A 24,693-nucleotide genomic window follows, 5' to 3' on the forward strand; every position below is an offset into this window, starting at 1 on the left:
GCCCGGCAGCGTTCACCCTCCGGGCTACCTGTTCTTGTTCGATACTGCACTTCCTGCATCACGGGTGAGCCGCAGCGTATCCACCATACCTACCAGACAAATAATGGCAATAGCGACAAAGGCCAGCCGGAAACTGATCCCTGGAATATTGCCCAATGCCAGCTTTTCACTGACCACATCGCCAATGCGGATCCCAATAGCGGCTAAAGAAATGCCCAATCCTACCGCTAATTGTGTCGCTGTACTGAACAGCGTATTAGCGTAGCTCATTTGTGCCGCGGGGACGTCCGCGAAGGCAAGCGTGCTGACGCCGGTAAACTGAATTGAGCGGAACACACCGCCCAGATACAACACCAGCAAAATAACCCACACGGGGGTCTGTGGCGTAATTAATGCACAGGCCAGCAGCGCCAGAACGTTAAGCGCACCGTTAATCAACAGCAGTTTCTTAAAGCCCAGCCAACGTATCAACGGTGTGGTGGCCGGTTTAATCGTCAGATTGCCCACAAATACCGCCAGCACCAGCGAACCCGCGTGGAAAGCGTTCATGCCAAAACCTACCTGAAACATTAACGGCAGCAGAAACGGCACGGCGCTGATAGAGGCACGAAACAGCGATCCGCCATACATGGTGACGCGAAAAGTAGGGACGTTCATGGCATCAAGGCGAATCATTGGCCATGCGGCGCGACGAAAATGATGCAGGGCAAACAGAAATGTCACTGTTCCTAGCGCCAAAAGTCCGGCGGTCAGCCAGCCCTGAGGCTGTTGGGTTCCCAGTAACTCCATGGCATACACCAGGCTTACCATCGCAACAGAGGTTGTGATAAATCCCGTTATATCAAATGGGCGGCGCTCGTTGTCATGAATATCCGGGATAAAACGTAGCGCCAGCGCAATCGCCAGTATCCCGAGCGGTACATTGATGAAGAAGATCCAACGCCAGTTGGCATAGCTGGTAATGAATCCGCCAAGGGGAGGGCCAATGATGGGGGCGACTAACGCGGGCCAGGTCAGGGTCGCAATAGCGGTGATCAACTGATGTTTAGGCGTGGTACGCAATACTGCAAGTCGGCCAACCGGAACCATTAGCGCGCCACCTACACCCTGTAAGATTCGCATGGCGACAAAGCTCTCAAGGCTTTCGGACAAACCGCATAAAACCGAGGCGAGAGTAAATATCACCAGCGCCAGGGTAAACACCTTTCGGGCGCCGAAGCGATCCGCAATCCAGCCGCTGGCGGGAATCAGCACCGCGAGGGTAATCAGATAGGCGCTGATACCTATGTTCAGGTCTACCGCTTGCACGGCAAAACTCTTCGCCATGTCGGGCAGTGCGGTGGCAATCACCGTGCCGTCAATAAACTCCATAAAGAAAGCCCCGGCAACAAGTAATGCAGCCGGGGATAGACCGCGTTTGTTCTCAACCGCTAAATGTTCACTCATGTTGTGTTTGCCATCTCAAAAGAAACTGACTGGATCTATTTTTATTTTCCAGCGCATTCGTAATGCATGCGCGGCTATCGTTTCGTTCGTTGAATAGGTACTATGACGACCTTTCTATAAGGAGCTCACTATGTCCCAAACACTGAATGCCGATCAGGAACTGCTCTCGGACGTTGTTGCCTGTCAGCTGGTTATCAAGCAGATTCTGGATGTTCTTGATGTTATTGCCCCAGTAGAAGTGCGGGAGAAAATGTCCAGCCAACTGAAAAGCATCGATTTCTCCAGCCATCCTGCGGGCGCCGATCCGGTTACTATGCGCGCAATACAAAAAGCAGTTGCCTTGATCGAGTTGAAATTCACGCCGCAGAATGAATCTCACTAAAATAAACCGTTGTTTCAGGTTTTAGAAAGGTTTTTTTGCGCCTCGCAGAATGAGAGGCGTGAGCGTAGAGAAAATTAAGCACCAGCCGGATAAGGTGCGTCGCATCGTTATCCGGCATTAACACGATGAAAATTGAAGATTAGTGATGTTGATAATTCACGACGTTCAGCAGATGCTTATCGGTTTGCGCCATGCACAGTCCCGCACGTTTAGCGCTGCGGACTTCATCAAGAATCGTTTGTAACAGCACGCCATCCTGCTGCTGCTCTTTTTCCAGATCGTGAAGAAAATCAATGGTTGTTGCATCATTCAAGGCTTCTGCTTCATTGGTCAAGCGTGATAGCTTGCTGTAACGCTGTTGGTATTCATCCAGCGTTTTCTGAAACAGTTCTTCAAGAGAAGTTAGTTCATCACCCGGAACATCAATAGCCTTGACGATGGGGTTAGCCCCGGCACTTTTCATAAAATTGAACATACGCATCATTTGAGTCACGTTACCTTGTGCCTGAGTGCGTAGAAAGGTTGCGGTGCCAGTCAGGCTGTGTTCGTAACACCATTCACTGAGATGCAGGTAAAGATTCGATGCGTAGAACTCGAGGTTCATTTGTGTGTTGAGTTTATGAACAATTCCAACTGCAGCCATATCAATATCCTTATTTCCAGAAAGGGGGATGTACGTTACTTACGTCAGTGCAACGGGCTGCCGCTACACATCACCTCTACGTACAATTAAAACTGTTAGCAGAATAAATCCGTTCCGCCGGTCCTTTAGTGATCACGAATTATATTCGCTCCCGATCGAGATTCAGCATAACTCCTGTTCCGACTTAAGAAAATCCTTAAATCTGCGTATTTATGATTTTTTACATATTGTCATAGCAATATTAGTGATTTTTCTGCTTGTGTATATAAGTGGTGTGAATATAAGGGATTGATATTTATGGGATTAAATCCAGGCATTAATATTGAAATGATGTTTCATATCACGAAATGGAATTTCACAATCAGGTATTGTCTCTCACCGGATGATTATCCGGCCTTGGGATGGAGAAATTTCATTATCGGGACGTGTCGGTGAACGTTATCTGCTGGCTAATTTTTTGCGCCAGATCAGTTTTGTGGAAATTAATAAAGTTAAGCGCCTGAATGATTCGGCATTTATGGTTTGGTGTATTTGGAAAAATCGAGGAGTGTGTATGAAAAAGGTTGCCGTGCTACTGGCACCTGGTTTTGAAGAGGCGGAAGCCATTGTTACCATTGATATTCTGCGCCGCCTGCAGATCGAAGTTGAAACACTGGCCTGCGCCGAGTCCCGTGCGGTGGTGAGCTATCATGACGTGCCGATGGTGACGGACAGCACGCTGGCTGCGCGTCAGACGGATCTTTACGATGCCGTTGTGTTACCGGGCGGGCCGCAGGGCAGCGTTAATCTTGCCGCCAGTAGGGCTGTCATCCAGTTTATCGCTCGCCATGACGAGGCAGGAAAACTCATTTGCCCGGTGTGTTCCGCGGCTGCGCGCGTGCTGGGTGGCAACGGCCTGCTGAAGGGGCGTCGCTACGTGTGTTCGGGGGATCTGTGGCAAAACGTAACGGATGGGGAATATATCGATGCGCCGATTGTGGAAGATGGCAACCTGATTAGCGGTAAAGGGTTAGGGCATATTTTCGATTTTGCATTGACGCTTGCGGCGCGTCTATTGGGAGATGATATTCCGGTTCGCGATCACGCTGATCACATTTATTACCGATGGTAATCATTTTCCCGAATGCTCCGGTATTCGGGAACAAGGATTCGTTGGCTGATGTTATGGACTAATCTGCTATTCCTCTTTTTTCCCGTCGACAAAACCGCGTTTTTTTATGTCATTTCCCGCTGAATTTATGTACGCAATTACTGTAATTCTGTGGTGTGATGCCGCTCTCTTATGGAGAATCAATTTCCCGCTACAAATACTCTCAGCACTGGCATTGATCTTATCAATAAAAGGTAATGCCTTGTTTTACGTACGAATTACAAAAAATCGTCTGATTTTACCCTACATAAAAGAACGTTAAAGCTGGAGTTAACCATGCACAAATTCACTAAAGCGCTGGCTGCCATCGGTCTGGCGGCCATTATGTCACAATCCGCTATCGCTGAATCCATGAAGCTCGGTTTCCTGGTCAAACAGCCGGAAGAACCGTGGTTCCAGACTGAATGGAAATTTGCCGATAAAGCCGGTAAAGACCTTGGTTTTGAGGTGATTAAAATTGCCGTCCCGGATGGTGAGAAAACCCTTAACGCCATCGACAGCCTGGCTGCAAGTGGAGCAAAAGGGTTTGTTATTTGTACGCCAGACCCAAAACTGGGGCCAGCCATTATGGCTAAGGCGCGTGGCTACGATATGAAAGTCATTGCCGTCGATGACCAGTTTGCCAACGCCAAAGGTAAACCGATGGATACCGTACCGCTGGTGATGATGGCGGCAACCAAAATTGGTGAGCGCCAGGGCCAGGAGCTGTACAAGGAGATGCAAAAACGCGGTTGGGATGTGAAATCCACCGCCGTAATGGCCATTACCGCCAACGAACTGGATACCGCACGTCGTCGTACTTCTGGTTCAATGGAAGCGCTTAAAGCCGCTGGCTTCCCGGAAAAACAGATCTATCAGGTCCCGACTAAATCAAATGATATCCCCGGCGCATTCGATGCCGCTAACTCTATGCTGGTTCAGCATCCTGAAGTCAAACACTGGCTGATTGTCGGCATGAACGACAACACTGTGCTGGGCGGCGTACGTGCGACCGAAGGGCAGGGCTTCAAAGCACCAAACGTAATTGGTATTGGTATCAACGGCGTTGACGCAGTAAGCGAACTGTCTAAAGGCGAAGCGACCGGGTTCTACGGTTCACTGCTGCCAAGCCCGGACGTTCACGGCTACAAGTCCAGTGAAATGCTCTACAACTGGGTAACGAAAGGTGCAGAGCCACCGGCATTCACTGAAGTGACGGATGTGGTGCTGATTACCCGCGATAACTTCAAAGAAGAGCTGGCTAAGAAAGGCTTAGGCGGTAAGTAACACAAATGCCGGATGCGACGTCAACGCGTCTTATCCGGCCTACGAATTGCGTCCTCAGAAGGCCGGATGAGGCAAAGCCCCCCTCCGGCATAAAGATCTGACTCACGGAGACGTTATGCAACAGTCTACCCCGTATCTCTCATTTCGCGGCATTGGCAAAACGTTCCCCGGCGTTAAGGCGCTGACGGATATCAGTTTCGACTGCTATGCCGGACAGGTGCATGCGCTGATGGGCGAAAATGGCGCCGGGAAATCAACACTCTTAAAAATTCTCAGCGGTAACTATGCGCCAACGACGGGATCATTGACGATCCGCGGACAGGAAGTTTCCTTCGCGGATACCACTGCCGCGCTCAACGCCGGCGTCGCCATTATTTATCAGGAACTGCATCTCGTCCCGGAAATGACCGTTGCCGAGAATATTTATTTAGGGCAGTTACCGCACAAAGGCGGGATTGTGAACCGCTCGCTGCTGAACTATGAAGCAGGAATCCAGCTGAAGCATCTGGGAATGGATATCGATCCCGATACCCCATTGAAATACCTCTCCATTGGTCAGTGGCAGATGGTAGAGATTGCAAAAGCGCTGGCGCGAAACGCCAAAATTATTGCGTTTGATGAACCGACCAGTTCCCTGTCAGCACGTGAGATTGAGAATCTGTTTCGTGTCATCCGTGAGCTGCGCAACGAAGGACGCATCATTCTGTACGTTTCGCACCGTATGGAGGAGATTTTTGCCCTCAGCGATGCCATCACTGTGTTTAAGGATGGTCATTACGTCAAAACGTTCACGGATATGCAGCAGGTCGATCACGACGCGCTGGTGCAGGCGATGGTCGGGCGCGACCTCGGGGATATCTATGGCTGGAAATCCAGACCGTTTGGCACAGAGCGTCTGCGGTTGCATGAAGTAAAAGCCCCGGGCGTGCGTACGCCAATCAGTTTATCCGTGCGAAGCGGTGAAATTGTCGGGCTGTTTGGCCTGGTGGGGGCCGGACGTAGCGAATTAATGAAAGGACTGTTCGGTGGTACGCGTATCACGGCGGGCCAGGTATTTATTGATGAACAGCCTATCGATATCCGTAAACCAAGCCATGCCATTGAAGCAGGGATGATGCTGTGCCCGGAGGATCGCAAAGCCGAAGGGATCATTCCGGTCCATTCAGTACGCAACAACATCAACATTAGTGCACGACGTAAGCATGTTCTGGGGGGATGCGTGATCAACAACGGCTGGGAAGAGACCAATGCCGATCACCATATTCGTTCACTCAACATCAAAACACCGGGTGCAGAGCAACTGATCATGAATCTCTCCGGCGGTAATCAACAGAAGGCTATCCTCGGTCGTTGGTTATCGGAAGAGATGAAGGTGATTTTGTTGGATGAGCCTACACGCGGCATTGATGTAGGCGCCAAGCATGAAATTTACAACGTGATTTATGCCCTCGCAGCGCGCGGTGTGGCCGTATTGTTTGCTTCCAGTGACCTGCCAGAAGTGCTCGGTGTCGCCGACCGTATTGTGGTGATGAGAGAAGGCGAAATTGCCGGTGAGTTACTTCATGAACAGGCGGATGAGCGCCAGGCGTTGAGCCTTGCTATGCCTAAAGTCAGCCAGGCTGTAGCCTGAATAAGGAGAGTATGATGTCTTCCGTTTCTACATCGGGTTCTGGCGCAGCGAAGTCGGCGCTAAATCTGGGCCGCATTTGGGATCAATACGGTATGCTGGTGGTGTTCGCCGTGCTGTTCCTCGTTTGTTCCCTGTTTGTGCCAAACTTTGCCACCTTCATCAATATGAAGGGACTGGGACTGGCAGTATCGATGTCGGGCATGGTCGCGTGTGGGATGCTGTTTTGTCTGGCATCCGGTGATTTCGACCTGTCTGTCGCATCTGTGATTGCTTGTGCTGGTGTTACCACTGCCGTAGTCATTAACATGACTGAAAGTTTGTGGATTGGCGTGGCTGCCGGACTGCTGCTCGGTATTCTGTGTGGCCTGGTGAATGGGTTCGTGATTGCGCGGTTAAAAATTAACGCCCTGATCACTACTCTTGCGACGATGCAGATTGTACGTGGTCTGGCTTATATTATCTCCGACGGTAAGGCTGTCGGGATTGAAGACGAGCGTTTCTTTACACTCGGTTATGCTAACTGGTTTGGTCTGCCTGCGCCTATCTGGATCACTGTCGTTTGTTTCATTGTCTTTGGTTTACTGCTGAACAAAACCACGTTTGGTCGTAATACGCTGGCCATTGGGGGCAATGAAGAGGCGGCGCGCCTGGCAGGGGTTCCTGTTGTTCGTACCAAGATTATTATCTTTATTCTTTCCGGTCTGGTATCCGCCATTGCCGGGATTATCCTCGCATCGCGTATGACCAGCGGCCAGCCAATGACCTCAATCGGTTATGAGTTGATCGTGATTTCAGCCTGCGTGTTAGGGGGCGTTTCGCTTAAAGGTGGCATCGGAAAAATCTCATATGTGGTGGCCGGGGTGTTAATCCTGGGTACGGTTGAGAATGCGATGAACCTGCTGAATATCTCTCCGTTCGCGCAGTATGTGGTACGTGGCCTCATCCTGCTGGCGGCGGTGATCTTCGACCGTTACAAGCAAAAAGCGAAGCGTACCGTTTGATGATTTAAACCCTAACTTTTTAGTCTAGCTTCTGCCCATCGCCAGCCGCTACCCGGCTGGCGATTGTTTTTCCAAATGGCGAGCATGGTCACACTGTCTATACTTATATCCGTCATACATCATCTATACGCCGCGATCCGCGTGGCGTTCTGACTATGATGAGGAGGATAACCGGGTGACAGCATCACTGATCTTACCCCCTGAACAATCTGTAAACTGTGCTTACTTTTTTGATCTCGATGGGACACTTGCTGAGATTAAACCCTTTCCCGACCAGGTCGTTGTCCCTAAGGCAATCCTGCAATGTTTACATCAGTTAGCGACGCATAATGCGGATGCGCTGGCATTGATTTCAGGGCGCTCAATGGTTGAGCTTGACGCACTCACAACTCCGTTTCGTTTTCCGCTTGCCGGAGTGCATGGGGCAGAACGCCGTGACATCAATGGTCAAACGCACATAGTACACCTGCCTGAAGGTATCGAGCGTGAAGCTGGGGCTTTATTACACGCAGCGTTAGTGACGTTACCGGGGACAACGCTGGAAACCAAAGGTATGGCTTTCGCGTTGCACTATCGCCAGGCACCCGAACACGAAGCTGCGCTGATTACCCTGGCTGAACGCATCACGCGCAGATGGCCGCAGCTTGCTCTGCAGCATGGAAAATGTGTCGTGGAAATAAAGCCTAAGGGTAGCAATAAAGGCGACGCGATAGCTGCATTTATGCAGGAAGCGCCTTTTGCTGGCCGGATCCCTGTGTTTTTCGGTGATGATCTGACAGATGAAACAGGATTTGCTGTGGTTAACCGCGCTGGCGGTATTTCCGTGAAGGTGGGGATCGGGCCGACGCAGGCGACATGGCGTCTGGATGGCGTCAGGGATGTCTGGCGCTGGCTGGAGCAAATTAACTCTTCGCAGCAAGAATCGAAAGCAACGAATAACAGAAGAGGTGGCTATGAGTCGTTTAGTCGTAGTATCTAATCGTATCGCCTCACCAGATGACAAAGGGAGCGCGGGTGGGCTCGCGGTCGGTGTACTGGGCGCGTTAAAAGCTGCTGGTGGTCTGTGGTTTGGCTGGAGTGGTGATACCGGTAATGAGGATAAACCGTTAAAAAAAGTCACGCGTGGCAATATCACCTGGGCCTCGTTTAATTTGAGTGAGCAAGATTACGAAGAGTATTACTGCCAGTTTTCAAATGCGGTTTTATGGCCCGCATTTCACTATCGACTGGATTTAGTTCAGTTTCAGCGCTCTGCCTGGGAAGGCTACCAACGGGTTAATGCCTTACTGGTAGATAAACTTCTGCCGCTGCTTGGCGATGACGACATCATCTGGATTCATGATTACCATCTGTTGCCGTTTGCCTGCGAGTTACGTAAGCGCGGTGTGAATAACCGCATCGGTTTTTTCCTGCATATTCCTTTTCCGACGCCGGAAATTTTTAATGCGCTCCCTCCACATCTGGCGCTACTTGAGCAAATGTGTGATTTTGATTTGCTTGGTTTCCAGACCGAAAACGATCGCCAGGCTTTTCTGGACTGTCTCGCAGCCCAGACTCGGGTGTCCACGCATAAAGATAAGCAGCACCTGGCATGGGGAAAAGCGTTTCGCACTCAGGTCTATCCCATCGGTATCGAACCTGATGAGATTGCACGACAGGCGTCCGGGCCGCTGCCGCCAAAACTGGCGCAGCTAAAAGCGGAGCTTAAAAATGTGCAGAATATTTTCTCCGTGGAGCGTCTGGATTATTCCAAAGGCTTGCCGGAGCGCTTTCAGGCCTACGAGGCCTTACTGGAACATTATCCGCAGCACCACGGTAAAATTCGCTATACGCAGATAGCGCCGACCTCGCGTGAAGAGGTGCAGGCCTATCAGGATATTCGCCACCAACTGGAAACAGAAGCAGGGCGAATCAACGGCAAATATGGGCAACTGGGCTGGACGCCGCTTTACTATCTGAACCAGTACTTTGATCGTAAATTGCTGATGAAGATCTTCCGCTACTCTGACGTAGGATTGGTGACCCCGTTGCGCGATGGTATGAACCTGGTGGCGAAAGAGTTTGTGGCCGCACAGGATCCTGCTAACCCTGGCGTGCTGGTTTTATCGCAATTTGCCGGGGCGGCGAATGAGCTAACCTCTGCGCTTATTGTTAATCCTTATGACCGGGATGAAGTGGCAGGCGCATTAAACCAGGCGCTGACGATGCCACTTACCGAACGCATCTCGCGCCACGCTGAAATGCTTGAGACTATCGTTAAAAACGATATCGACAACTGGCAGGCGACGTTCATTAGTGATCTTAAAACAGTCACGCCGCGTCGGAGTCAATGCCAACTGCCAGACAATATTTCTTCCTGTTCTAAACTCGCATGAAGTCCTGGCGCTGTGTATTAATCTCCGGCTAGCGGAACCAGAAGAACGTCCACCTGGCTGGTATGAATCACGCTTTTCGCTGAACAGGAAGCGCGTGAAAAAAAACTGTGGTTATGGTTGCCGTAAATGACCAGGTCAATGGCGTATTTGCGGCATACATCCAGGATATGTTCATTCAGAGCCCCATAGGTAATAAAGGTATGCTCAATAGGGTATTCTGCTTCTTTGCTAAGTTTGTCGATAAAATCCTGAGTTTCTTCCTGCATGACTTCACGCAGGTCTTCCAGCATGGGAGCTGCAAACTGGTTATACAGTTCGGGGTCTGAGACCAGTGTAATCAGGCTAATTCGGGCGTTGACAGGGCGAGCGATAGAAACCGCCTTGTCTAACAACTGCTGACTTTCAGGGGTGGCGGCAACAGCAACAAGAATGTGCGAATAGCTCATAACTCGCTCCTTTTTTTCAAGAATTATGAGGGGGCTTTTCAGCTTTACTCAGCTTACTCCATACTGCAACGTTTCCTTCCTTCATAGTGTGAATGTCATCATGATTATTCATTAATTATTCTTATAAATAGAATAATCGATTCATATTGGTTGCAGATATGTTTAGGTAACTTAAGTAAAACCCACGGCTAATGAAAATAATGTGTTAATAAAAAATAAACATACATTAACATTTGCAAGGTCGTCACATCGCGGTATTAATTAATCGCTCTAAATATTTAAGTCATTGTTTATAAAGAATTTAATTAAAAAAGTTTTTTGAGTTAAATATGTGATCCAGCTCGCTATTTCACGGGGTGATATTAACGGTCGTGAACATAATACTTTTCGCTTTTATTGCAAGAATATTCGTACATCAGGAATCGAAATGGATAATGGAAGGTTAAGAAATAAGCAAAGTAAAAGCCACGCTGATGGATTTATGTTAAGTGTTTGGCTGGTTTATGTGATCTTGATCACATATTCTTTAAATTCGCAGCATAGCTCCGTTGTATGTGTAACTGACGGCGGGTAGAGTTGCGTCGAATTAGGAAAAATCTTAGACATTTGTAAGAATTGATGTGAGCTTGTAAGGGACGCTGCCTTCTTAAAAGGGATTGTTTAGACGACGCGTAAGTCTCGTTACGCTGCTATGTATTTGACCTTTTGCTTTTTTTTACCGGGCCTTCCCGGCGACATCACGGGGTGCGGTTTTACCGCATGAAAACAATGTTGGTTATTATGGATGCAAATAATGCATACATCCGAGTTGCTGAAACACATTTATGACATCAATTTGTCATATTTATTGCTTGCACAGCGTTTGATCGTTCAGGACAAAGCATCTGCGATGTTTCGCCTTGGTATCAGCGAGGAAATGGCGGACACGTTGGCAACATTAACACTTCCTCAAATGGTCAAACTGGCCGAAACAAACCAACTGGTATGTCATTTCCGTTTCGACGATCACCAGACTGTTACTCGCCTGACGCAAGACTCCCGCGTTGACGATCTTCAGCAAATTCATACTGGTATCATGCTTTCAACACGCCTGTTAAGCGACATCGATGATGCAGCACGTAAGAAAAGGGCTTGATGATGAGCGAAAAAAGCATTGTTCAGGAAGCGCGTGATATCCAGTTGGCAATGGAATTAATCACATTGGGCGCCCGTTTGCAAATGCTGGAAAGCGAAACGCAATTAAGCCGTGGTCGATTAATCAAGCTGTACAAAGAATTACGCGGTAGTCCTCCGCCAAAAGGGATGCTCCCGTTTTCCACCGACTGGTTTATGACGTGGGAACAAAATATTCATGCGTCGATGTTTTGCAATGCATGGCAATTCCTGCTCAAAACGGGTCTCTGTAGCGGCGTGGATGCCGTGATTAAGGCGTATCGGTTATATCTTGAGCAGTGTCCGCAGCCTGAAGAAGGGCCATTGCTGGCGTTAACTCGCGCGTGGACGCTGGTACGATTTGTCGACAGCGGATTGCTGGAGTTGTCTCAATGCAATTGCTGCGGTGGGAATTTTATCACCCATGCACACCAACCCGCAGGCAGCTTTGCCTGTAGTTTATGCCAGCCGCCATCAAGGGCCGTAAAAAGACGTAAACTTTCCCAGAATGCTGCCGATATTATTCCACAACTGCTGGATGAACAGATCGAACAGGCTGTTTAACTGATACGGTGTGGATGAACACTCCAGCAGCGGTAAGCGATTACCGCTGCTTTTTTTTGTCCTGACCTTACGTTAATTGCCCGACTGCGCATCCTGTCATAGTCAATTGCGAAAGGATGATGTCGTGCTTATCTTATTAGGTTACCTGGTTGTTATTGGTACAGTTTTCGGCGGTTACATGATGACCGGCGGACACCTTGGGGCACTCTATCAACCGGCTGAGCTGGTGATTATCGGTGGCGCGGGTATTGGGGCATTCATCGTCGGTAATAACGGGAAAGCCATCAAAGGGACGATGAAAGCGATCCCGCTGCTTTTCCGTCGTTCGAAATACACCAAAGCGATGTATATGGATCTGCTGGCGCTCCTGTATCGCCTGATGGCCAAGTCACGTCAACAGGGCATGTTCTCGCTTGAGCGCGACATCGAAAACCCTAAAGAAAGTGAAATCTTCGCCAGCTATCCGCGCATTCTTGCCGATGCCGTAATGCTTGATTTTATTGTCGATTATCTGCGCCTGATTATCAGCGGCAATATGAATACGTTCGAAATTGAAGCGCTGATGGACGAAGAAATTGAGACTCATGAGAGTGAGGCCGAAGTTCCGGCGAATAGTCTGGCGATGGTCGGCGACTCACTGCCGGCATTCGGGATCGTCGCGGCCGTTATGGGTGTTGTGCATGCACTGGCTTCTGCCGATCGCCCGGCAGCAGAGCTGGGGGCGTTGATTGCGCATGCGATGGTGGGAACATTCCTCGGTATTTTGCTGGCCTATGGATTTATTTCTCCGCTTGCCAGCGTTCTGCGCCAGAAAAGCGCTGAAACAACCAAAATGATGCAGTGCGTGAAGATAACGCTGCTCTCCAATCTGAATGGCTACGCGCCGCCGATTGCCGTTGAATTCGGTCGTAAGACTCTGTACTCCAGCGAACGTCCTTCGTTTATCGAACTGGAAGAACATGTTCGTGCGGTGAGAAATCCAACTGCGCAACAGACGACCGAGGACGCATGAAAAATCAGGCCCATCCCATTATCGTTGTAAAGCGACGCAAACATAAGAATCACGGTGGTGGGGCGCATGGCTCGTGGAAAATCGCCTACGCCGATTTTATGACCGCGATGATGGCCTTCTTTCTGGTGATGTGGCTCATTTCTATATCCAGCCCTAAAGAATTGATCCAGATTGCCGAATATTTCCGTACACCGCTGGCCACCGCGGTGACCGGGGGAAATCGTATTTCGAATAGCCAAAGCCCGATTCCAGGCGGCGGGGATGATTACACCCAGCAGCAGGGTGAGTTGAACAAGCAGCCGAATATTGATGACCTGAGAAAACGTATGGAACAGAGCCGCTTGAGCAAACTTCGTGGCGATCTCGATCAACTGATTGAATCCGATCCCAAACTGCGAGCGCTGCGTCCGCATTTAAAGATTGATTTAGTTCAGGAAGGGCTGCGGATACAGATTATCGACAGTCAGAATCGCCCAATGTTTAAGACCGGTAGTGCTGAAGTTGAGCCGTACATGCGCGATATCCTGCGCGCGATTGCACCAGTGCTAAACGGGATCCCTAACCGGATCAGCCTTTCCGGTCACACGGATGATTACCCTTACGCGAATGGTGAGAAAGGGTACAGCAACTGGGAATTGTCTGCTGATCGCGCAAATGCATCGCGTCGCGAGCTGGTTAGCGGCGGTCTGGATGATGGAAAAGTATTACGTGTGGTAGGTATGGCCGCCACGATGCGTCTGAGCGATCGCGGTCCTGAAGACGCTATCAACCGCCGTATTAGCCTGCTGGTTCTCAATAAGCAGGCAGAAGAGGCCATTTTGCATGAAAACGCTGAAAGCCAGAATGAGCCGGTAAGTGTCTTACAACGGCCAGCGGAACTCCCGCCGGTAAGCGTTCCCACATCGCCACCAGCCAATCCGAGGTGATAGCGTGAGCATGGATATTAGCGATTTTTATCAGACATTTTTTGATGAAGCTGACGAACTGTTGGCTGATATGGAGCAACACCTTCTTGATTTGGTTCCTGAAGCCCCGGACTCCGAACAGCTGAATGCCATTTTTCGTGCAGCGCACTCGATTAAAGGCGGGGCGGGCACCTTCGGCTTTACCATTTTGCAGGAAACGACCCATCTGATGGAAAACCTGCTGGATGAAGCGCGGCGTGGCGAGATGCAGCTCAATGCCGACATTATCAACCTGTTTTTGGAAACGAAAGATATTATGCAGGAACAGCTCGACGCCTATAAAAGCTCAGTGGAGCCTGATGCCGACAGTTTTGAGTACATTTGCCAGGCGTTACGGCAGTTAGCGCTCGAAGCGAAAGGTGAAACCGCACCGTCAGTTGTCAACTCAGCAAAACTGAGCGTTGTTGATAGCACCGCGATGCAGGAAGAGGCGGTTGCAAAGCCTGAACTCGCCAGTGAAGAGAGTAAAAAACGCATTACTCTCTCGCGTCTGAAAGCCAGCGAAGTGGATTTGCTGGAAGAGGAACTGGGGAATCTGGCGACCTTAACCGATGTGGTAAAAGGAAGCGACACGCTGTCAGCTACGCTTGATGGCAACCTCGCAGAAGATGACATCATTGCAGTACTCTGCTTTGTCATTGAAGCTGACCAAATTGAATTCGAAACCGTCAGCGCAGCGCCCGCGACCGTTGAAACTGAAGAGGTAGCCGTTGTCGCGAAGCCGCAGCCGGTTGCCGTTGCGCCAGCGGTGAAAGCCGCCGCCAGTGAAGCGCCACATGGGCGCGCGGAGCGTGAAAAACCAGCCCGCGCCAGCGAGTCGACCAGCATCCGCGTAGCGGTTGAGAAGGTCGATCAGCTCATTAACCTGGTCGGTGAGTTGGTGATCACCCAGTCGATGCTGGCCCAGCGATCTAACGAACTGGATCCCGTCAATCATGGCGATCTCATCACCAGCATGGGTCAGTTACAACGTAACGCCCGCGATTTGCAAGAGTCGGTGATGTCGATTCGTATGATGCCAATGGAGTATGTGTTCAGTCGTTTCCCTCGTTTGGTGCGCGATCTGGCCGGTAAGCTGGGTAAACAGGTCGAGCTGACGCAGGTAGGTAGCTCAACCGAACTCGATAAGAGCCTGATTGAACGCATCATCGATCCGTTGACGCACCTGGTGCGTAACAGCCTCGACCATGGTATCGAACTGCCGGAAAAACGCCTTGAATCCGGCAAAAGCCCAATCGGCAATCTGACGCTTTCCGCCGAGCACCAGGGTGGGAATATTTGTATTGAAGTGACCGATGATGGCGCTGGCCTGAACCGCGAACGTATCCTGGCCAAAGCTATCTCCCAGGGCATGCCGATCCACGAAAACATGAGCGATGACGAAGTGGGTATGTTGATCTTCGCTCCAGGCTTTTCGACCGCCGAACAGGTGACGGATGTCTCCGGACGCGGCGTGGGTATGGATGTGGTGAAGCGAAATATCCAGGAGATGGGCGGCCATGTTGAGATCCAGTCCAAACAGGGACAGGGGACCACTATTCGCATTCTGCTGCCGCTGACGCTGGCGATCCTCGACGGGATGTCCGTGCGCGTGGCGGATGAGGTCTTCATTCTGCCACTAAATGCCGTTATGGAATCACTGCAACCGCGCGAAGAAGATCTCCATCCGTTGGCCGGAGGCGAACGCGTTTTGGAAGTGCGTGGCGAATATTTACCGCTGGTTGAGTTGTGGAAAGTCTTTGAGGTTGAAGGCGCTAAAACTGAAGCGACTCAGGGCATTGTGGTTATTTTACAAAGTGCAGGGCGTCGCTATGCGCTGCTGGTCGATCAGTTAATTGGTCAACACCAGGTAGTGGTCAAAAACCTGGAAAGCAACTACCGCAAAGTGCCAGGTATTTCTGCAGCAACGATCCTCGGCGACGGCAGCGTCGCGCTGATTGTCGATGTCTCTGCATTGCAGGGATTAAACCGCGAACAACGTGTGGCGATCACAGCCGCCTGATTGAGTGAGAAGGGAAGAATATGACCGGTATGAGTAATGTAACTAAACTGGCCGGCGAACCGTCAGGTCAGGAATTCCTCGTGTTTACGCTGGGGGATGAAGAGTACGGTATCGATATCCTGAAAGTGCAGGAAATCCGTGGTTATGATCAGGTGACGCGCATCGCTAACACGCCTGCGTTTATCAAAGGCGTCACGAACCTGCGTGGTGTGATTGTGCCTATCGTCGACCTGCGCGTGAAATTTAGCCAGAGCGATGTGGATTACAACGAAAACACCGTGGTGATTGTGCTGAACCTGGGTCAGCGGGTGGTTGGGATTGTGGTGGATGGCGTTTCGGATGTGTTGTCGCTGACAACGGATCAAATCCGTCCGGCACCGGAGTTTGCGGTCACGCTGTCGACGGAATATTTGACGGGATTGGGTGCGCTGGGTGACCGGATGCTGATTCTGGTCAACATTGAGAAGCTGCTGAACAGCGAAGAAATGGCGCTGCTGGATATTGCCGCTTCCCACGTCGCATAATCGCCATAACTCATCCGGCCTACAATGATTACTGTTGTAGGCCGGATTAGCGTAGCGCATCCGGCCGATTTCCTTCTTACGCTTCCCGCTCAACCAGCTCAGGTTCTTCTTCCAGTAAACCTTCATCCTGCGCCAGCATCGCCGTTGCAATCCCGTTACCTAATACGTTGATTGCTGAACGTCCCATATCCAGGAAGTGGTCAATACCCATCAGTAGCAGAATTCCGGCAACCGGAATATTGAAGCTCGGGATGGTTGCCGCCAGCACCACCAGTGCTGAACGTGGCACACCTGCAATTCCTTTGGACGCCAGCATCAGCGTCAGCATCAGGACGGTGATTTCTGCGAAAGAGAGGTGAATATTATAGGCCTGCGCGATAAACATGGAGGCAAATGAACAATAGACCATGGAACCGACCAGGTTGAACGAATAACCGATAGGCAGCACGAATGACACGATGTTGGGTGAGCAGCCAAATTTAGTTAATTGCTCCAGCGTTTTCGGATAAGCGGCCTCAGAGCTGCTGGTGGTGAATGCGACCAGAACCGGGTCTTTCAGCATGCTCACCAGGCGAAATACCTCTTTTTTCAGCATGACATAACCCACCGCCAACAGAACCAGGCAGGTCAGCAAAATCGCCACATAGTAGCCGCCGATAAACGATGCATAGTTAAGCAGGATCCCCAGACCCTGGGTAGAGATTACGGAAGAGATGGCGGCAAAAATTGCCAGCGGCGCGACGTACATCACGTAGCCGGTCACCTTCAGCATAATGTGGGAAACCACATCCAGCGCGGCAACCAGCGGAGCGTTAAATTTCTCTCCGAGCGATGCTCCACCAATACCGAAGAACATTGAGAACACCACGATTTGCAGGATCTCATTGTTAGCCATGGCCTCGGCTATGCTGGTTGGAATGGTATGTGTCAGAAAACCTTTCAGGCTCATGCCGCCTACGGCCAGACCGGTGTCGGTGGCTTCCAGCGGGATCGTAAGGTTTAACCCGCTCCCGGGTTGCTCAAGGGAAACCACAAACAGACCGACCAGAATAGACAATACAGAAGAGCTGATAAACCAGATCATCGCTTTGCCGCCCACGCGACCGATGGTGGACGTTTCCCCCAGGCGCATAATACCAACGGTCAGGGTGCTGAATACTAAAGGCGCAATCACCATCTTAATCAGACGTAAAAAGATGTCGGTGAGAAGCGTAATATTATCGGCCCAGGCGGTCACAACGCCGGGGGAGGCATAAGAGTGGATCACCGCACCCGACAGGATCCCCGCCAGCATGAAGATCACGATAAACAACGTGAGTTTGTTTGCATTTGCCACTAAAAAGCCCTCAGTAAGGATTTAACATTTATTGATCGGTTACTCATTTTTTATACTTATTAAGTGGTAACGAAGTATTCATCATATAAATTGGATTAAAGCGTAAACGGATACAACTTTTTTTAATTTTTTATCCATTTTGTTGTGGTATTTACGATGCGTATGTGTGATCCAAATCACACAAAAAAGTGTATTTCAGCCAATCTGGCCGTGCTCACTGATGAGTATGAATGTTATTTGCATGATAATTATGGTGTTTTTATGTGAATAATTTGTGGTTGCTGCACACCAGTTTTACCTTCCCCTCGCCAGGCTTCACATCCCTTCAGGATTTCCTTTTTGCAAACGTAAAGTTATCTCTGCCACTGCCGATAACGTTGGTAACTCGTTTTCAGGAAGGTGCCTTATGTTTAACCGTATCCGCGTTGTCACAATGCTGATGATGGTGCTGGGGGTTTTCGCACTGCTACAGCTTGTTTCCGGTGGTCTGTTGTTTTCTTCATTGCAGCAGAATCAGCAAAGTTTTGTTATTTCTAACGATCTTCGACAGCAGCAAAGTGAACTCACCTCAACATGGGATCTGATGCTGCAAACACGAATCAATTTAAGCCGTTCTTCTGCGCGCATGATGATGGATGCGTCTAACCAGCAAAGCAGCGCCAAAAACGATCTGCTGAAGAATGCGAAAGCATCGCTGGCGCAGGCTGAAACGCATTACGCAAAATTTAAAAACATCACACCGTTGCCGGAAATGGCAGAAGCCAGCGGCAACATTGAGGAAAAATATCAACAGTACCATGCGGCCTTGGCAGAACTGGTTCAGTTTCTGGAAAGCGGCAATATGGACGCCTACTTTGCGCAGCCTACGCAGGGAATGCAAAACGCGCTCGGCGAGGCGCTGGGCAAGTACGCCAGCGTTAGCGAAAAGCTTTACGTTCAGGCATTTGATCAAAGCGCGCGGGATTACCATTTCGCCCAATGGCAGCTTGGCGTGCTGGCCGTAGTGCTGGTGCTGATTCTGGTGGTGGTCTGGTACGGCATCCGTCATACCCTGCTTAATCCTCTGTCCCGTGTTATTGCCCATATTCGGGAAATCGCCAGCGGTAACCTGACCGCAACTCTCGCCGTTAGTGGTCGTAACGAAATCGGCGAGCTGGCCAGTACGGTTGATCATATGCAGCGCTCGCTGACGGAAACCGTCACTCTGGTGCGTGAAGGCTCTGATGCGATTTATTCTGGTACCAGCGAAATTGCCAGCGGAAACACGGATCTCTCATCTCGTACGGAACAGCAGGCGTCAGCGCTGGAGGAAACCGCAGCCAGCATGGAACAGCTGACCGCAACCGTGAAGCAAAACGCGGACAACGCGCGTCAGGCCTCGCAACTGGCGAAAAGCGCCTCGGACACCGCGCAGCATGGCGGCAAAGTGGTTGATAGCGTGGTGAACACCATGCACGAAATTGCCGATAGCTCGAAGAAAATTGCCGACATTATTAGCGTCATCGATGGCATTGCCTTCCAGACCAACATTCTCGCATTGAACGCGGCGGTTGAAGCTGCACGCGCCGGTGAGCAAGGCCGCGGCTTTGCCGTGGTGGCGGGCGAAGTGCGTAATCTGGCAAGCCGCAGTGCGCAGGCGGCGAAAGAGATTAAAGCATTGATTGAAGATTCCGTTTCCCGGGTTGATACCGGTTCTGTGCTGGTAGAAAGCGCTGGGGAAACGATGAACGACATCGTCAATGCCGTGACGCGGGTGACCGATATCATGGGTGAGATTGCCTCGGCCTCCGACGAGCAAAGCCGGGGGATTGATCAGGTTGCGCTCGCGGTCTCTGAAATGGATCGCGTTACGCAGCAGAACGCCTCTTTGGTACAGGAGTCGGCTGCCGCAGCGGCCGCTCTTGAAGAACAGGCCAGTCGCCTGACGCAGTCGGTATCGACTTTCCGTCTTGCGTCACGTCCGGCCTCGACAAAACCACGCGATACACGATTACCTGCAGCGCCGAGCGCATCCTATCCGCGCCAGAGCATTGAACAAGATACGAATTGGGAAACATTTTGACTGACAGTTAAACCGCGGCCAGTGCCGCATGATGGGAGCGTTGATGTTTAATCGTATTCGAATTTCGACCACGCTGTTTTTGATTTTAATCCTCTGCGGTGTTTTGCAGATTGGCAGTAATGGCTTGTCCTTCTGGGCATTTCGGGACGGTTTTCAGAACCTGAATCAGGTCGAACAGAGTAATCAGCAACGCGCTGCGCTGGCCCAAACCCGCGCTGTGTTATTACAGGCCAGTACGGCCCTTAATAAGGCGGGGACGCTGACCGCCCTGAGCTATCCGCCAGAGGACATCAAAACGCTGATGACCCTCGCGCGCGACAGCCTGGCGCAGTCTGAATTGATGTTTAAACGCTTTATGGCGACGTCGGATTCGACGGAACAAGGCAAGGCGCTGTTTAGCGCGACGGAGAAAAGTTTCAACCAGTGGCACAGCGATCTCGCGCATCAGGTCACCTGGCTTGAAAACAATCAGTTGTCAGATTTTCTGACCGCGCCGGTGCAGGCGGCTCAAGATGCTTTTGATGCGAATGTGAATGCGTGGCAGAGCAACATCGACCGCGTGTTGCAAACGGCAGGAGAGCAGAGTCAGCGCAATTATCATATGTCGGGGGTGATTTTCGCCACCATGGTGGTCCTGGCGGCACTGCTCACCAGCGGTGCGCTGTTCTGGTCACGCAAGATGATTGTTCAGCCGCTGGCGATTATTGGCAGCCATTTCGACAGTATTGCCGCGGGGAATCTGGCACGGCCAGTAGCGGTTTATGGGCGCAATGAGATCTCGGCCATTTTTGCCAGCCTGCAGAAGATGCAAAAGGCGTTACGCGAAACGGTAAGTGACGTTCGTCAGGGCAGCTCAGCCATGCATAGCGGTATTTCAGAAATCGCGATGGGCAATAACGATTTATCTTCGCGAACCGAACAGCAGGCGGCCGCGCTGGCACAAACGGCAGCCAGCATGGAACAACTTACCGCCACTGTCGGCCAGAACGCTGATAACGCGCGCCAGGCGTCAGGGATCGCCAAAAGTGCGGCAGACACAGCGCATAAAGGTGGCGAGCAGACGTCCCGGGTTGCCAGCACCATGCATGAGATTTCTGCCAGCTCGCAGAAAATCGGCGACATCATCGGCGTGATTGACAGCATTGCCTTCCAGACCAATATCCTGGCGTTGAATGCCGCGGTCGAGGCCGCCAGGGCAGGGGAGCAAGGGCGTGGTTTTGCCGTCGTCGCTGGTGAAGTGCGTAATCTGGCAAGCCGTAGCGCGCAGGCGGCGAAAGAAATTAAGGGGCTCATTGAGGAGTCAGTCACCCGGGTGCATCAGGGCTCGCAACTGGTGGATATGGCGTCGCGTACGATGACAGAAATTGTCAGTTCGGTGACCCGGGTTAACGACATCATGGGCGAGATTGCCTCGGCATCCGATGAACAGCGCAGAGGCATTGAGCAGGTGGCGCAGGCCGTCAGCCAGATGGACTCAGTGACGCAGCAAAACGCCGGGCTGGTGGAAGAAGCCGCATCCGCCACCGGACAACTCGCCACACAGGCCGATAATCTTTCCGCCTGTGTCGCATTTTTCAAGCTTGAAGAGCAAACCGTAGCAAAACAAGAGTTGGCGCAGCCGCAGGTTGTGCCCGTTGTATCCTGAATGTGATTGAGAAGGCGCTATGACATCATCTCTGCCCACCGGGCAAACGTCATTATTGTTACAGATGACACAGCGCCTCGCGCTGTCTGACGCGCATTTTCGTCGGATATGTCAATTAATCTACCAGCGTGCGGGGATCGTACTGGCCGACCACAAGCGGGATATGGTTTATAACCGCCTGGTCCGCCGTTTGCGTACCCTGGGGCTGGATGACTTTGGTCGCTATCTCAGCATGCTGGAAGCTAACCAGAACAGTGCTGAGTGGCAGGCTTTTATTAACTCCCTGACTACCAACCTGACCGCATTTTTTCGCGAAGGGCATCATTTTCCGGTGCTGTCAGATCATGCTCGTCGGCGCAGCGGTGAATACCGCGTCTGGAGCGCGGCGGCATCAACCGGAGAAGAACCCTACAGCATTGCGATTACGCTTGCCGATACCTTAGGTATGGCACCGGGCCGCTGGCGTGTTTTTGCCAGCGACATTGATACCGAAGTGCTGGAAAAGGCCAGAAACGGCATTTACCGCCTCGATGAGCTAAAGACGCTGTCACCCCAGCAGTTGCAGCGTTATTTCATGCGCGGCACCGGGCCGCATGAAGGGTTGGTACGCGTTCGGCAGGAACTGGCAGGTCATGTTGAATTTTCCAGCGTCAATTTACTGGATAAGCAGTACAACGTGCCAGGCCCTTTTGATGCCATATTTTGCCGTAACGTGATGATCTATTTCGATAAAACGACGCAGCAGGACATTTTGCACCGTTTTGTTCCACTTCTTAAACCTGACGGACTGCTGTTTGCAGGTCATTCAGAAAACTTTAGCAACCTTGTGCGCGAGTTTAGCCTGCGTGGACAGACCGTGTATGCGCATGCGCCAGGTAAGGATAAAGCATGAGTAAAATCAGGGTGTTGTCGGTAGATGATTCTGCATTGATGCGTCAAATCATGACCGAAATTATTAACAGCCACAGTGATATGGAAATGGTGGCGACGGCGCCGGATCCGTTGGTCGCCCGGGATTTAATCAAAAAATACAATCCCGACGTCCTGACGCTGGACGTGGAAATGCCGCGCATGGATGGCCTCGATTTCCTTGAGAAGTTGATGCGCCTGCGTCCGATGCCGGTGGTTATGGTTTCTTCACTGACCGGTAAAGGTTCTGAGGTCACGCTGCGGGCCCTGGAACTGGGGGCGATTGACTTTGTCACCAAGCCTCAGTTGGGGATCCGCGAAGGCATGCTGGCGTATAGCGAGATGATTGCGGAGAAAATCCGCACCGCATCGCGGGCAAAACTGGCCGCCCACAAACCCTTGGCGGCACCGACGACCTTGAAAACGGGGCCATTACTCAGTTCAGAAAAACTGCTGGTCATCGGCGCCTCAACCGGAGGAACAGAGGCAATTCGCCATGTACTCCAGCCATTGCCGCTTTCAAGTCCCGGTATTCTTATTACCCAGCATATGCCGCCAGGATTTACCCGTTCGTTCGCCGAACGTCTGAACAAACTGTGTCAGATTTCCGTGAAAGAGGCAGAGGACGGAGAGCGCGTTCTCCCTGGGCATGCGTATATCGCGCCTGGCGACAAGCATATGGAGCTGGCGCGCAGCGGCGCGAACTATCAAATCAAAATTCATGACGGTCCGCCGGTTAACCGGCACCGGCCCTCAGTGGATGTGCTGTTTCATTCGGTGGCGAAACATGCGGGGCGTAATGCCGTTGGGGTGATCCTGACCGGTATGGGCAACGATGGCGCAGCCGGAATGTTAGCGATGAACCAGGCGGGTGCCTGGACCATTGCGCAAAACGAAGCAAGTTGTGTGGTGTTCGGCATGCCGCGCGAGGCCATCAATATGGGTGGCGTAAGCGAAGTGGTCGATCTTAGCCAGGTGAGCCAGCAAATGCTGGTGAAAATTAGTGCCGGACAGGCAATACGTATTTGAATCAGGAGTTTATTTTTATGGCGGATAAAGAGCTTAAGTTTTTGGTTGTGGATGACTTTTCCACCATGCGTCGCATCGTGCGTAACCTGCTTAAAGAGCTGGGATTCAACAATGTTGAAGAGGCTGAAGATGGCGTGGATGCGCTGAACAAGCTGCAGGCAGGGGGATTCGGTTTTGTTATTTCTGACTGGAACATGCCGAACATGGATGGACTGGAACTGCTGAAAACCATCCGTGCAGATGGTGGGATGGCTTCTCTGCCGGTGCTGATGGTCACGGCGGAAGCGAAAAAAGAGAACATCATTGCGGCGGCACAGGCAGGCGCCAGTGGCTATGTCGTGAAACCGTTCACGGCGGCGACGCTGGAAGAAAAACTGAATAAAATCTTTGAGAAACTGGGCATGTGAGGGTGTGATGATGATGCAACCACAAATTAAACCTGCTGACGAACACTCTGCAGGGGACATCATCGCGCGCATCGGCAGTTTGACCCGAATGCTGCGCGACAGCCTGCGTGAACTGGGGCTGGATCAGGCCATTGCCGAAGCGGCAGAAGCAATTCCCGATGCCCGCGATCGTCTCGATTACGTTGTACAGATGACCGCTCAGGCGGCAGAGCGCGCGCTGAACAGCGTCGAAGCTTCGCAGCCGCACCAGGACGCGATGGAAAAAGGGGCCAAAGACCTGACCAAACGCTGGGATGAATGGTTCGAAAATCCGATCGAGCTGTCAGACGCTCGTGAACTGGTCACCGATACCCGTCAGTTCCTTGGTGATGTGCCCGGACATACCAGCTTTACCAATGCCCAGTTGCTGGACATCATGATGGCGCAGGATTTCCAGGATCTCACCGGACAGGTCATCAAGCGCATGATGGATGTTATCCAGGAAATTGAACGTCAGCTGCTGATGGTTCTGTTGGAAAACATTCCGGAACAGGGCGCTCGTCCAAAACGTGAAAACGAAAGCTTGCTGAACGGCCCGCAGGTTGACGCCTCGAAAGCTGGCGTAGTGGCAAGCCAGGATCAGGTTGACGACCTGCTGGATAGCCTCGGGTTCTGATGAGTATTTGCCGGATGTGAGGCGTGGGCCTCTCATCCGGCTTACGCGCAATACTGCTTAAAGCCATAAATCCCGTCTTTTTTACCGCTTAC

Annotated in this window: 23 protein-coding genes; 19 read left to right on the forward strand and 4 right to left on the reverse strand. The window is 51.3% G+C overall.

Annotation, left to right across the window (positions count from 1 at the left end; genetic code table 11):
• Window positions 1-24: 24 nt before the first annotated feature.
• Window positions 25-1,446, reverse strand: coding sequence for an MFS transporter (locus tag SK33_RS09825; protein ID WP_048218000.1), 1,422 nt, complete (start codon window positions 1,444-1,446; stop codon window positions 25-27).
• A 130-nt stretch (window positions 1,447-1,576) separates the two neighbouring features.
• On the opposite strand from SK33_RS09825, the gene SK33_RS09830 reads away from it, so the two are divergent.
• On the forward strand, window positions 1,577-1,828 hold the full coding sequence (locus tag SK33_RS09830) for a DUF2766 family protein (RefSeq protein WP_003034595.1): 252 nt from the start codon (window positions 1,577-1,579) through the stop codon (window positions 1,826-1,828).
• 139 nt (window positions 1,829-1,967) lie between these two features.
• On the opposite strand, the gene SK33_RS09835 is transcribed toward SK33_RS09830, so the two are convergent.
• Complete coding sequence (locus SK33_RS09835; RefSeq protein ID WP_003034597.1) at window positions 1,968-2,471, reverse strand: non-heme ferritin-like protein; 504 nt, start codon at window positions 2,469-2,471, stop codon at window positions 1,968-1,970.
• Window positions 2,472-3,024: 553 nt separating this feature from the next.
• Here SK33_RS09835 and SK33_RS09840 point away from each other — a divergent pair.
• The 6 genes from SK33_RS09840 to otsA all read left to right on the forward strand — a co-directional run bounded on the left by SK33_RS09840 (window position 3,025) and on the right by otsA (window position 9,893).
• Entirely contained in the window at window positions 3,025-3,582 is a 558-nt protein-coding gene (locus SK33_RS09840) for a DJ-1/PfpI family protein (RefSeq protein WP_048218898.1), read from the forward strand.
• A gap of 315 nt (window positions 3,583-3,897) precedes the next feature.
• The gene (locus SK33_RS09845; RefSeq protein WP_003034602.1) at window positions 3,898-4,887 is read left to right on the forward strand and encodes an arabinose ABC transporter substrate-binding protein; all 990 of its coding nucleotides are present in this window, start codon (window positions 3,898-3,900) and stop codon (window positions 4,885-4,887) included.
• 115 nt (window positions 4,888-5,002) lie between these two features.
• Complete coding sequence (araG, locus tag SK33_RS09850; protein WP_048217999.1) at window positions 5,003-6,517, forward strand: arabinose ABC transporter ATP-binding protein AraG; 1,515 nt, start codon at window positions 5,003-5,005, stop codon at window positions 6,515-6,517.
• A gap of 14 nt (window positions 6,518-6,531) precedes the next feature.
• Window positions 6,532-7,518, forward strand: a complete 987-nt coding sequence (gene araH, locus SK33_RS09855) for an L-arabinose ABC transporter permease AraH (protein WP_003034609.1) — start codon at window positions 6,532-6,534, stop codon at window positions 7,516-7,518.
• A 175-nt stretch (window positions 7,519-7,693) separates the two neighbouring features.
• A complete protein-coding gene (otsB, locus tag SK33_RS09860) occupies window positions 7,694-8,497 on the forward strand; it encodes a trehalose-phosphatase (RefSeq protein WP_003034610.1) in 804 nt (267 codons plus the stop codon).
• Window positions 8,472-9,893: an alpha,alpha-trehalose-phosphate synthase gene (gene otsA, locus SK33_RS09865; RefSeq protein ID WP_048217997.1), complete on the forward strand. Its 1,422-nt coding sequence runs from the start codon at window positions 8,472-8,474 to the stop codon at window positions 9,891-9,893. The genes otsB and otsA overlap by 26 nt, the downstream gene beginning before the upstream one ends.
• A gap of 17 nt (window positions 9,894-9,910) precedes the next feature.
• Here the strand turns inward: otsA and uspC are convergent, their stop codons facing one another.
• Window positions 9,911-10,339 (reverse strand): universal stress protein UspC, encoded by a 429-nt coding sequence (gene uspC, locus SK33_RS09870; RefSeq protein ID WP_003034619.1) that lies wholly within the window; start codon window positions 10,337-10,339, stop codon window positions 9,911-9,913.
• Between the two features lie 793 nt (window positions 10,340-11,132).
• On the opposite strand from uspC, the gene flhD reads away from it, so the two are divergent.
• The 6 genes from flhD (at window position 11,133) to cheW (ending at window position 16,558) form a co-directional block, all read left to right on the forward strand.
• A complete protein-coding gene (gene flhD / locus SK33_RS09875; protein ID WP_003034622.1) occupies window positions 11,133-11,474 on the forward strand; it encodes a flagellar transcriptional regulator FlhD in 342 nt (113 codons plus the stop codon).
• Entirely contained in the window at window positions 11,471-12,055 is a 585-nt protein-coding gene (flhC, locus tag SK33_RS09880; protein ID WP_008785071.1) for a flagellar transcriptional regulator FlhC, read from the forward strand. Before flhD ends, flhC begins: the two co-directional genes overlap by 4 nt.
• Before the next feature lie 124 nt (window positions 12,056-12,179).
• Window positions 12,180-13,067 (forward strand): flagellar motor stator protein MotA, encoded by an 888-nt coding sequence (motA, locus tag SK33_RS09885; protein WP_003034628.1) that lies wholly within the window; start codon window positions 12,180-12,182, stop codon window positions 13,065-13,067.
• Entirely contained in the window at window positions 13,064-13,993 is a 930-nt protein-coding gene (motB, locus tag SK33_RS09890) for a flagellar motor protein MotB (protein ID WP_048217996.1), read from the forward strand. The genes motA and motB overlap by 4 nt, the downstream gene beginning before the upstream one ends.
• 4 nt (window positions 13,994-13,997) lie before the next feature.
• Window positions 13,998-16,034: a chemotaxis protein CheA gene (gene cheA / locus SK33_RS09895; RefSeq protein WP_003034635.1), complete on the forward strand. Its 2,037-nt coding sequence runs from the start codon at window positions 13,998-14,000 to the stop codon at window positions 16,032-16,034.
• Window positions 16,035-16,054: 20 nt separating this feature from the next.
• A complete protein-coding gene (gene cheW / locus SK33_RS09900) occupies window positions 16,055-16,558 on the forward strand; it encodes a chemotaxis protein CheW (protein ID WP_003034638.1) in 504 nt (167 codons plus the stop codon).
• Between the two features lie 76 nt (window positions 16,559-16,634).
• Here the strand turns inward: cheW and SK33_RS09905 are convergent, their stop codons facing one another.
• A complete protein-coding gene (locus SK33_RS09905) occupies window positions 16,635-17,894 on the reverse strand; it encodes a dicarboxylate/amino acid:cation symporter (RefSeq protein WP_048217995.1) in 1,260 nt (419 codons plus the stop codon).
• A gap of 406 nt (window positions 17,895-18,300) precedes the next feature.
• Here SK33_RS09905 and tar point away from each other — a divergent pair, with 406 nt between their 5' ends.
• Genes tar through cheZ form a run of 6 tightly spaced genes read left to right on the forward strand, consistent with a single transcriptional unit; the run spans window position 18,301 to window position 24,601 of the window.
• Window positions 18,301-19,956, forward strand: a complete 1,656-nt coding sequence (gene tar / locus SK33_RS09910; RefSeq protein WP_032936849.1) for a methyl-accepting chemotaxis protein II — start codon at window positions 18,301-18,303, stop codon at window positions 19,954-19,956.
• A gap of 43 nt (window positions 19,957-19,999) precedes the next feature.
• Window positions 20,000-21,601 carry a methyl-accepting chemotaxis protein IV gene (gene tap / locus SK33_RS09915; protein WP_048217994.1) on the forward strand — a complete coding sequence of 534 codons (1,602 nt, stop codon included), beginning with the start codon at window positions 20,000-20,002 and terminating at the stop codon, window positions 21,599-21,601.
• Between the two features lie 19 nt (window positions 21,602-21,620).
• Window positions 21,621-22,493 carry a protein-glutamate O-methyltransferase CheR gene (gene cheR, locus SK33_RS09920; protein ID WP_003034649.1) on the forward strand — a complete coding sequence of 291 codons (873 nt, stop codon included), beginning with the start codon at window positions 21,621-21,623 and terminating at the stop codon, window positions 22,491-22,493.
• The gene (locus SK33_RS09925) at window positions 22,490-23,539 is read left to right on the forward strand and encodes a protein-glutamate methylesterase/protein-glutamine glutaminase (protein ID WP_048217993.1); all 1,050 of its coding nucleotides are present in this window, start codon (window positions 22,490-22,492) and stop codon (window positions 23,537-23,539) included. Before cheR ends, SK33_RS09925 begins: the two co-directional genes overlap by 4 nt.
• Window positions 23,540-23,556: 17 nt before the next feature.
• Window positions 23,557-23,946, forward strand: a complete 390-nt coding sequence (gene cheY / locus SK33_RS09930; protein WP_003034656.1) for a chemotaxis response regulator CheY — start codon at window positions 23,557-23,559, stop codon at window positions 23,944-23,946.
• Between the two features lie 10 nt (window positions 23,947-23,956).
• Window positions 23,957-24,601 (forward strand): protein phosphatase CheZ, encoded by a 645-nt coding sequence (cheZ, locus tag SK33_RS09935; RefSeq protein ID WP_003034659.1) that lies wholly within the window; start codon window positions 23,957-23,959, stop codon window positions 24,599-24,601.
• Window positions 24,602-24,693: the final 92 nt, after the last annotated feature.

This window comes from Citrobacter sp. MGH103, assembly GCF_001034475.2.
GTDB lineage: Bacteria > Pseudomonadota > Gammaproteobacteria > Enterobacterales > Enterobacteriaceae > Citrobacter > Citrobacter freundii.

Coding starts and splice junctions, on each gene's coding strand:
- SK33_RS09845 (WP_003034602.1), top strand. CDS start 3,898: ATGCACAAATTCACTAAAGCGCTGGCTGCCATCGGTCTGGCGGCCATT.
- cheR (WP_003034649.1), top strand. CDS start 21,621: ATGACATCATCTCTGCCCACCGGGCAAACGTCATTATTGTTACAGATG.
- uspC (WP_003034619.1), bottom strand. CDS start 10,339: ATGAGCTATTCGCACATTCTTGTTGCTGTTGCCGCCACCCCTGAAAGT.
- SK33_RS09825 (WP_048218000.1), bottom strand. CDS start 1,446: ATGAGTGAACATTTAGCGGTTGAGAACAAACGCGGTCTATCCCCGGCT.
- otsA (WP_048217997.1), top strand. CDS start 8,472: ATGAGTCGTTTAGTCGTAGTATCTAATCGTATCGCCTCACCAGATGAC.
- flhD (WP_003034622.1), top strand. CDS start 11,133: ATGCATACATCCGAGTTGCTGAAACACATTTATGACATCAATTTGTCA.
- cheZ (WP_003034659.1), top strand. CDS start 23,957: ATGATGCAACCACAAATTAAACCTGCTGACGAACACTCTGCAGGGGAC.
- SK33_RS09835 (WP_003034597.1), bottom strand. CDS start 2,471: ATGGCTGCAGTTGGAATTGTTCATAAACTCAACACACAAATGAACCTC.
- motB (WP_048217996.1), top strand. CDS start 13,064: ATGAAAAATCAGGCCCATCCCATTATCGTTGTAAAGCGACGCAAACAT.
- tar (WP_032936849.1), top strand. CDS start 18,301: ATGTTTAACCGTATCCGCGTTGTCACAATGCTGATGATGGTGCTGGGG.
- SK33_RS09830 (WP_003034595.1), top strand. CDS start 1,577: ATGTCCCAAACACTGAATGCCGATCAGGAACTGCTCTCGGACGTTGTT.
- tap (WP_048217994.1), top strand. CDS start 20,000: ATGTTTAATCGTATTCGAATTTCGACCACGCTGTTTTTGATTTTAATC.
- araG (WP_048217999.1), top strand. CDS start 5,003: ATGCAACAGTCTACCCCGTATCTCTCATTTCGCGGCATTGGCAAAACG.
- cheY (WP_003034656.1), top strand. CDS start 23,557: ATGGCGGATAAAGAGCTTAAGTTTTTGGTTGTGGATGACTTTTCCACC.
- SK33_RS09925 (WP_048217993.1), top strand. CDS start 22,490: ATGAGTAAAATCAGGGTGTTGTCGGTAGATGATTCTGCATTGATGCGT.
- araH (WP_003034609.1), top strand. CDS start 6,532: ATGTCTTCCGTTTCTACATCGGGTTCTGGCGCAGCGAAGTCGGCGCTA.
- cheW (WP_003034638.1), top strand. CDS start 16,055: ATGACCGGTATGAGTAATGTAACTAAACTGGCCGGCGAACCGTCAGGT.
- SK33_RS09840 (WP_048218898.1), top strand. CDS start 3,025: ATGAAAAAGGTTGCCGTGCTACTGGCACCTGGTTTTGAAGAGGCGGAA.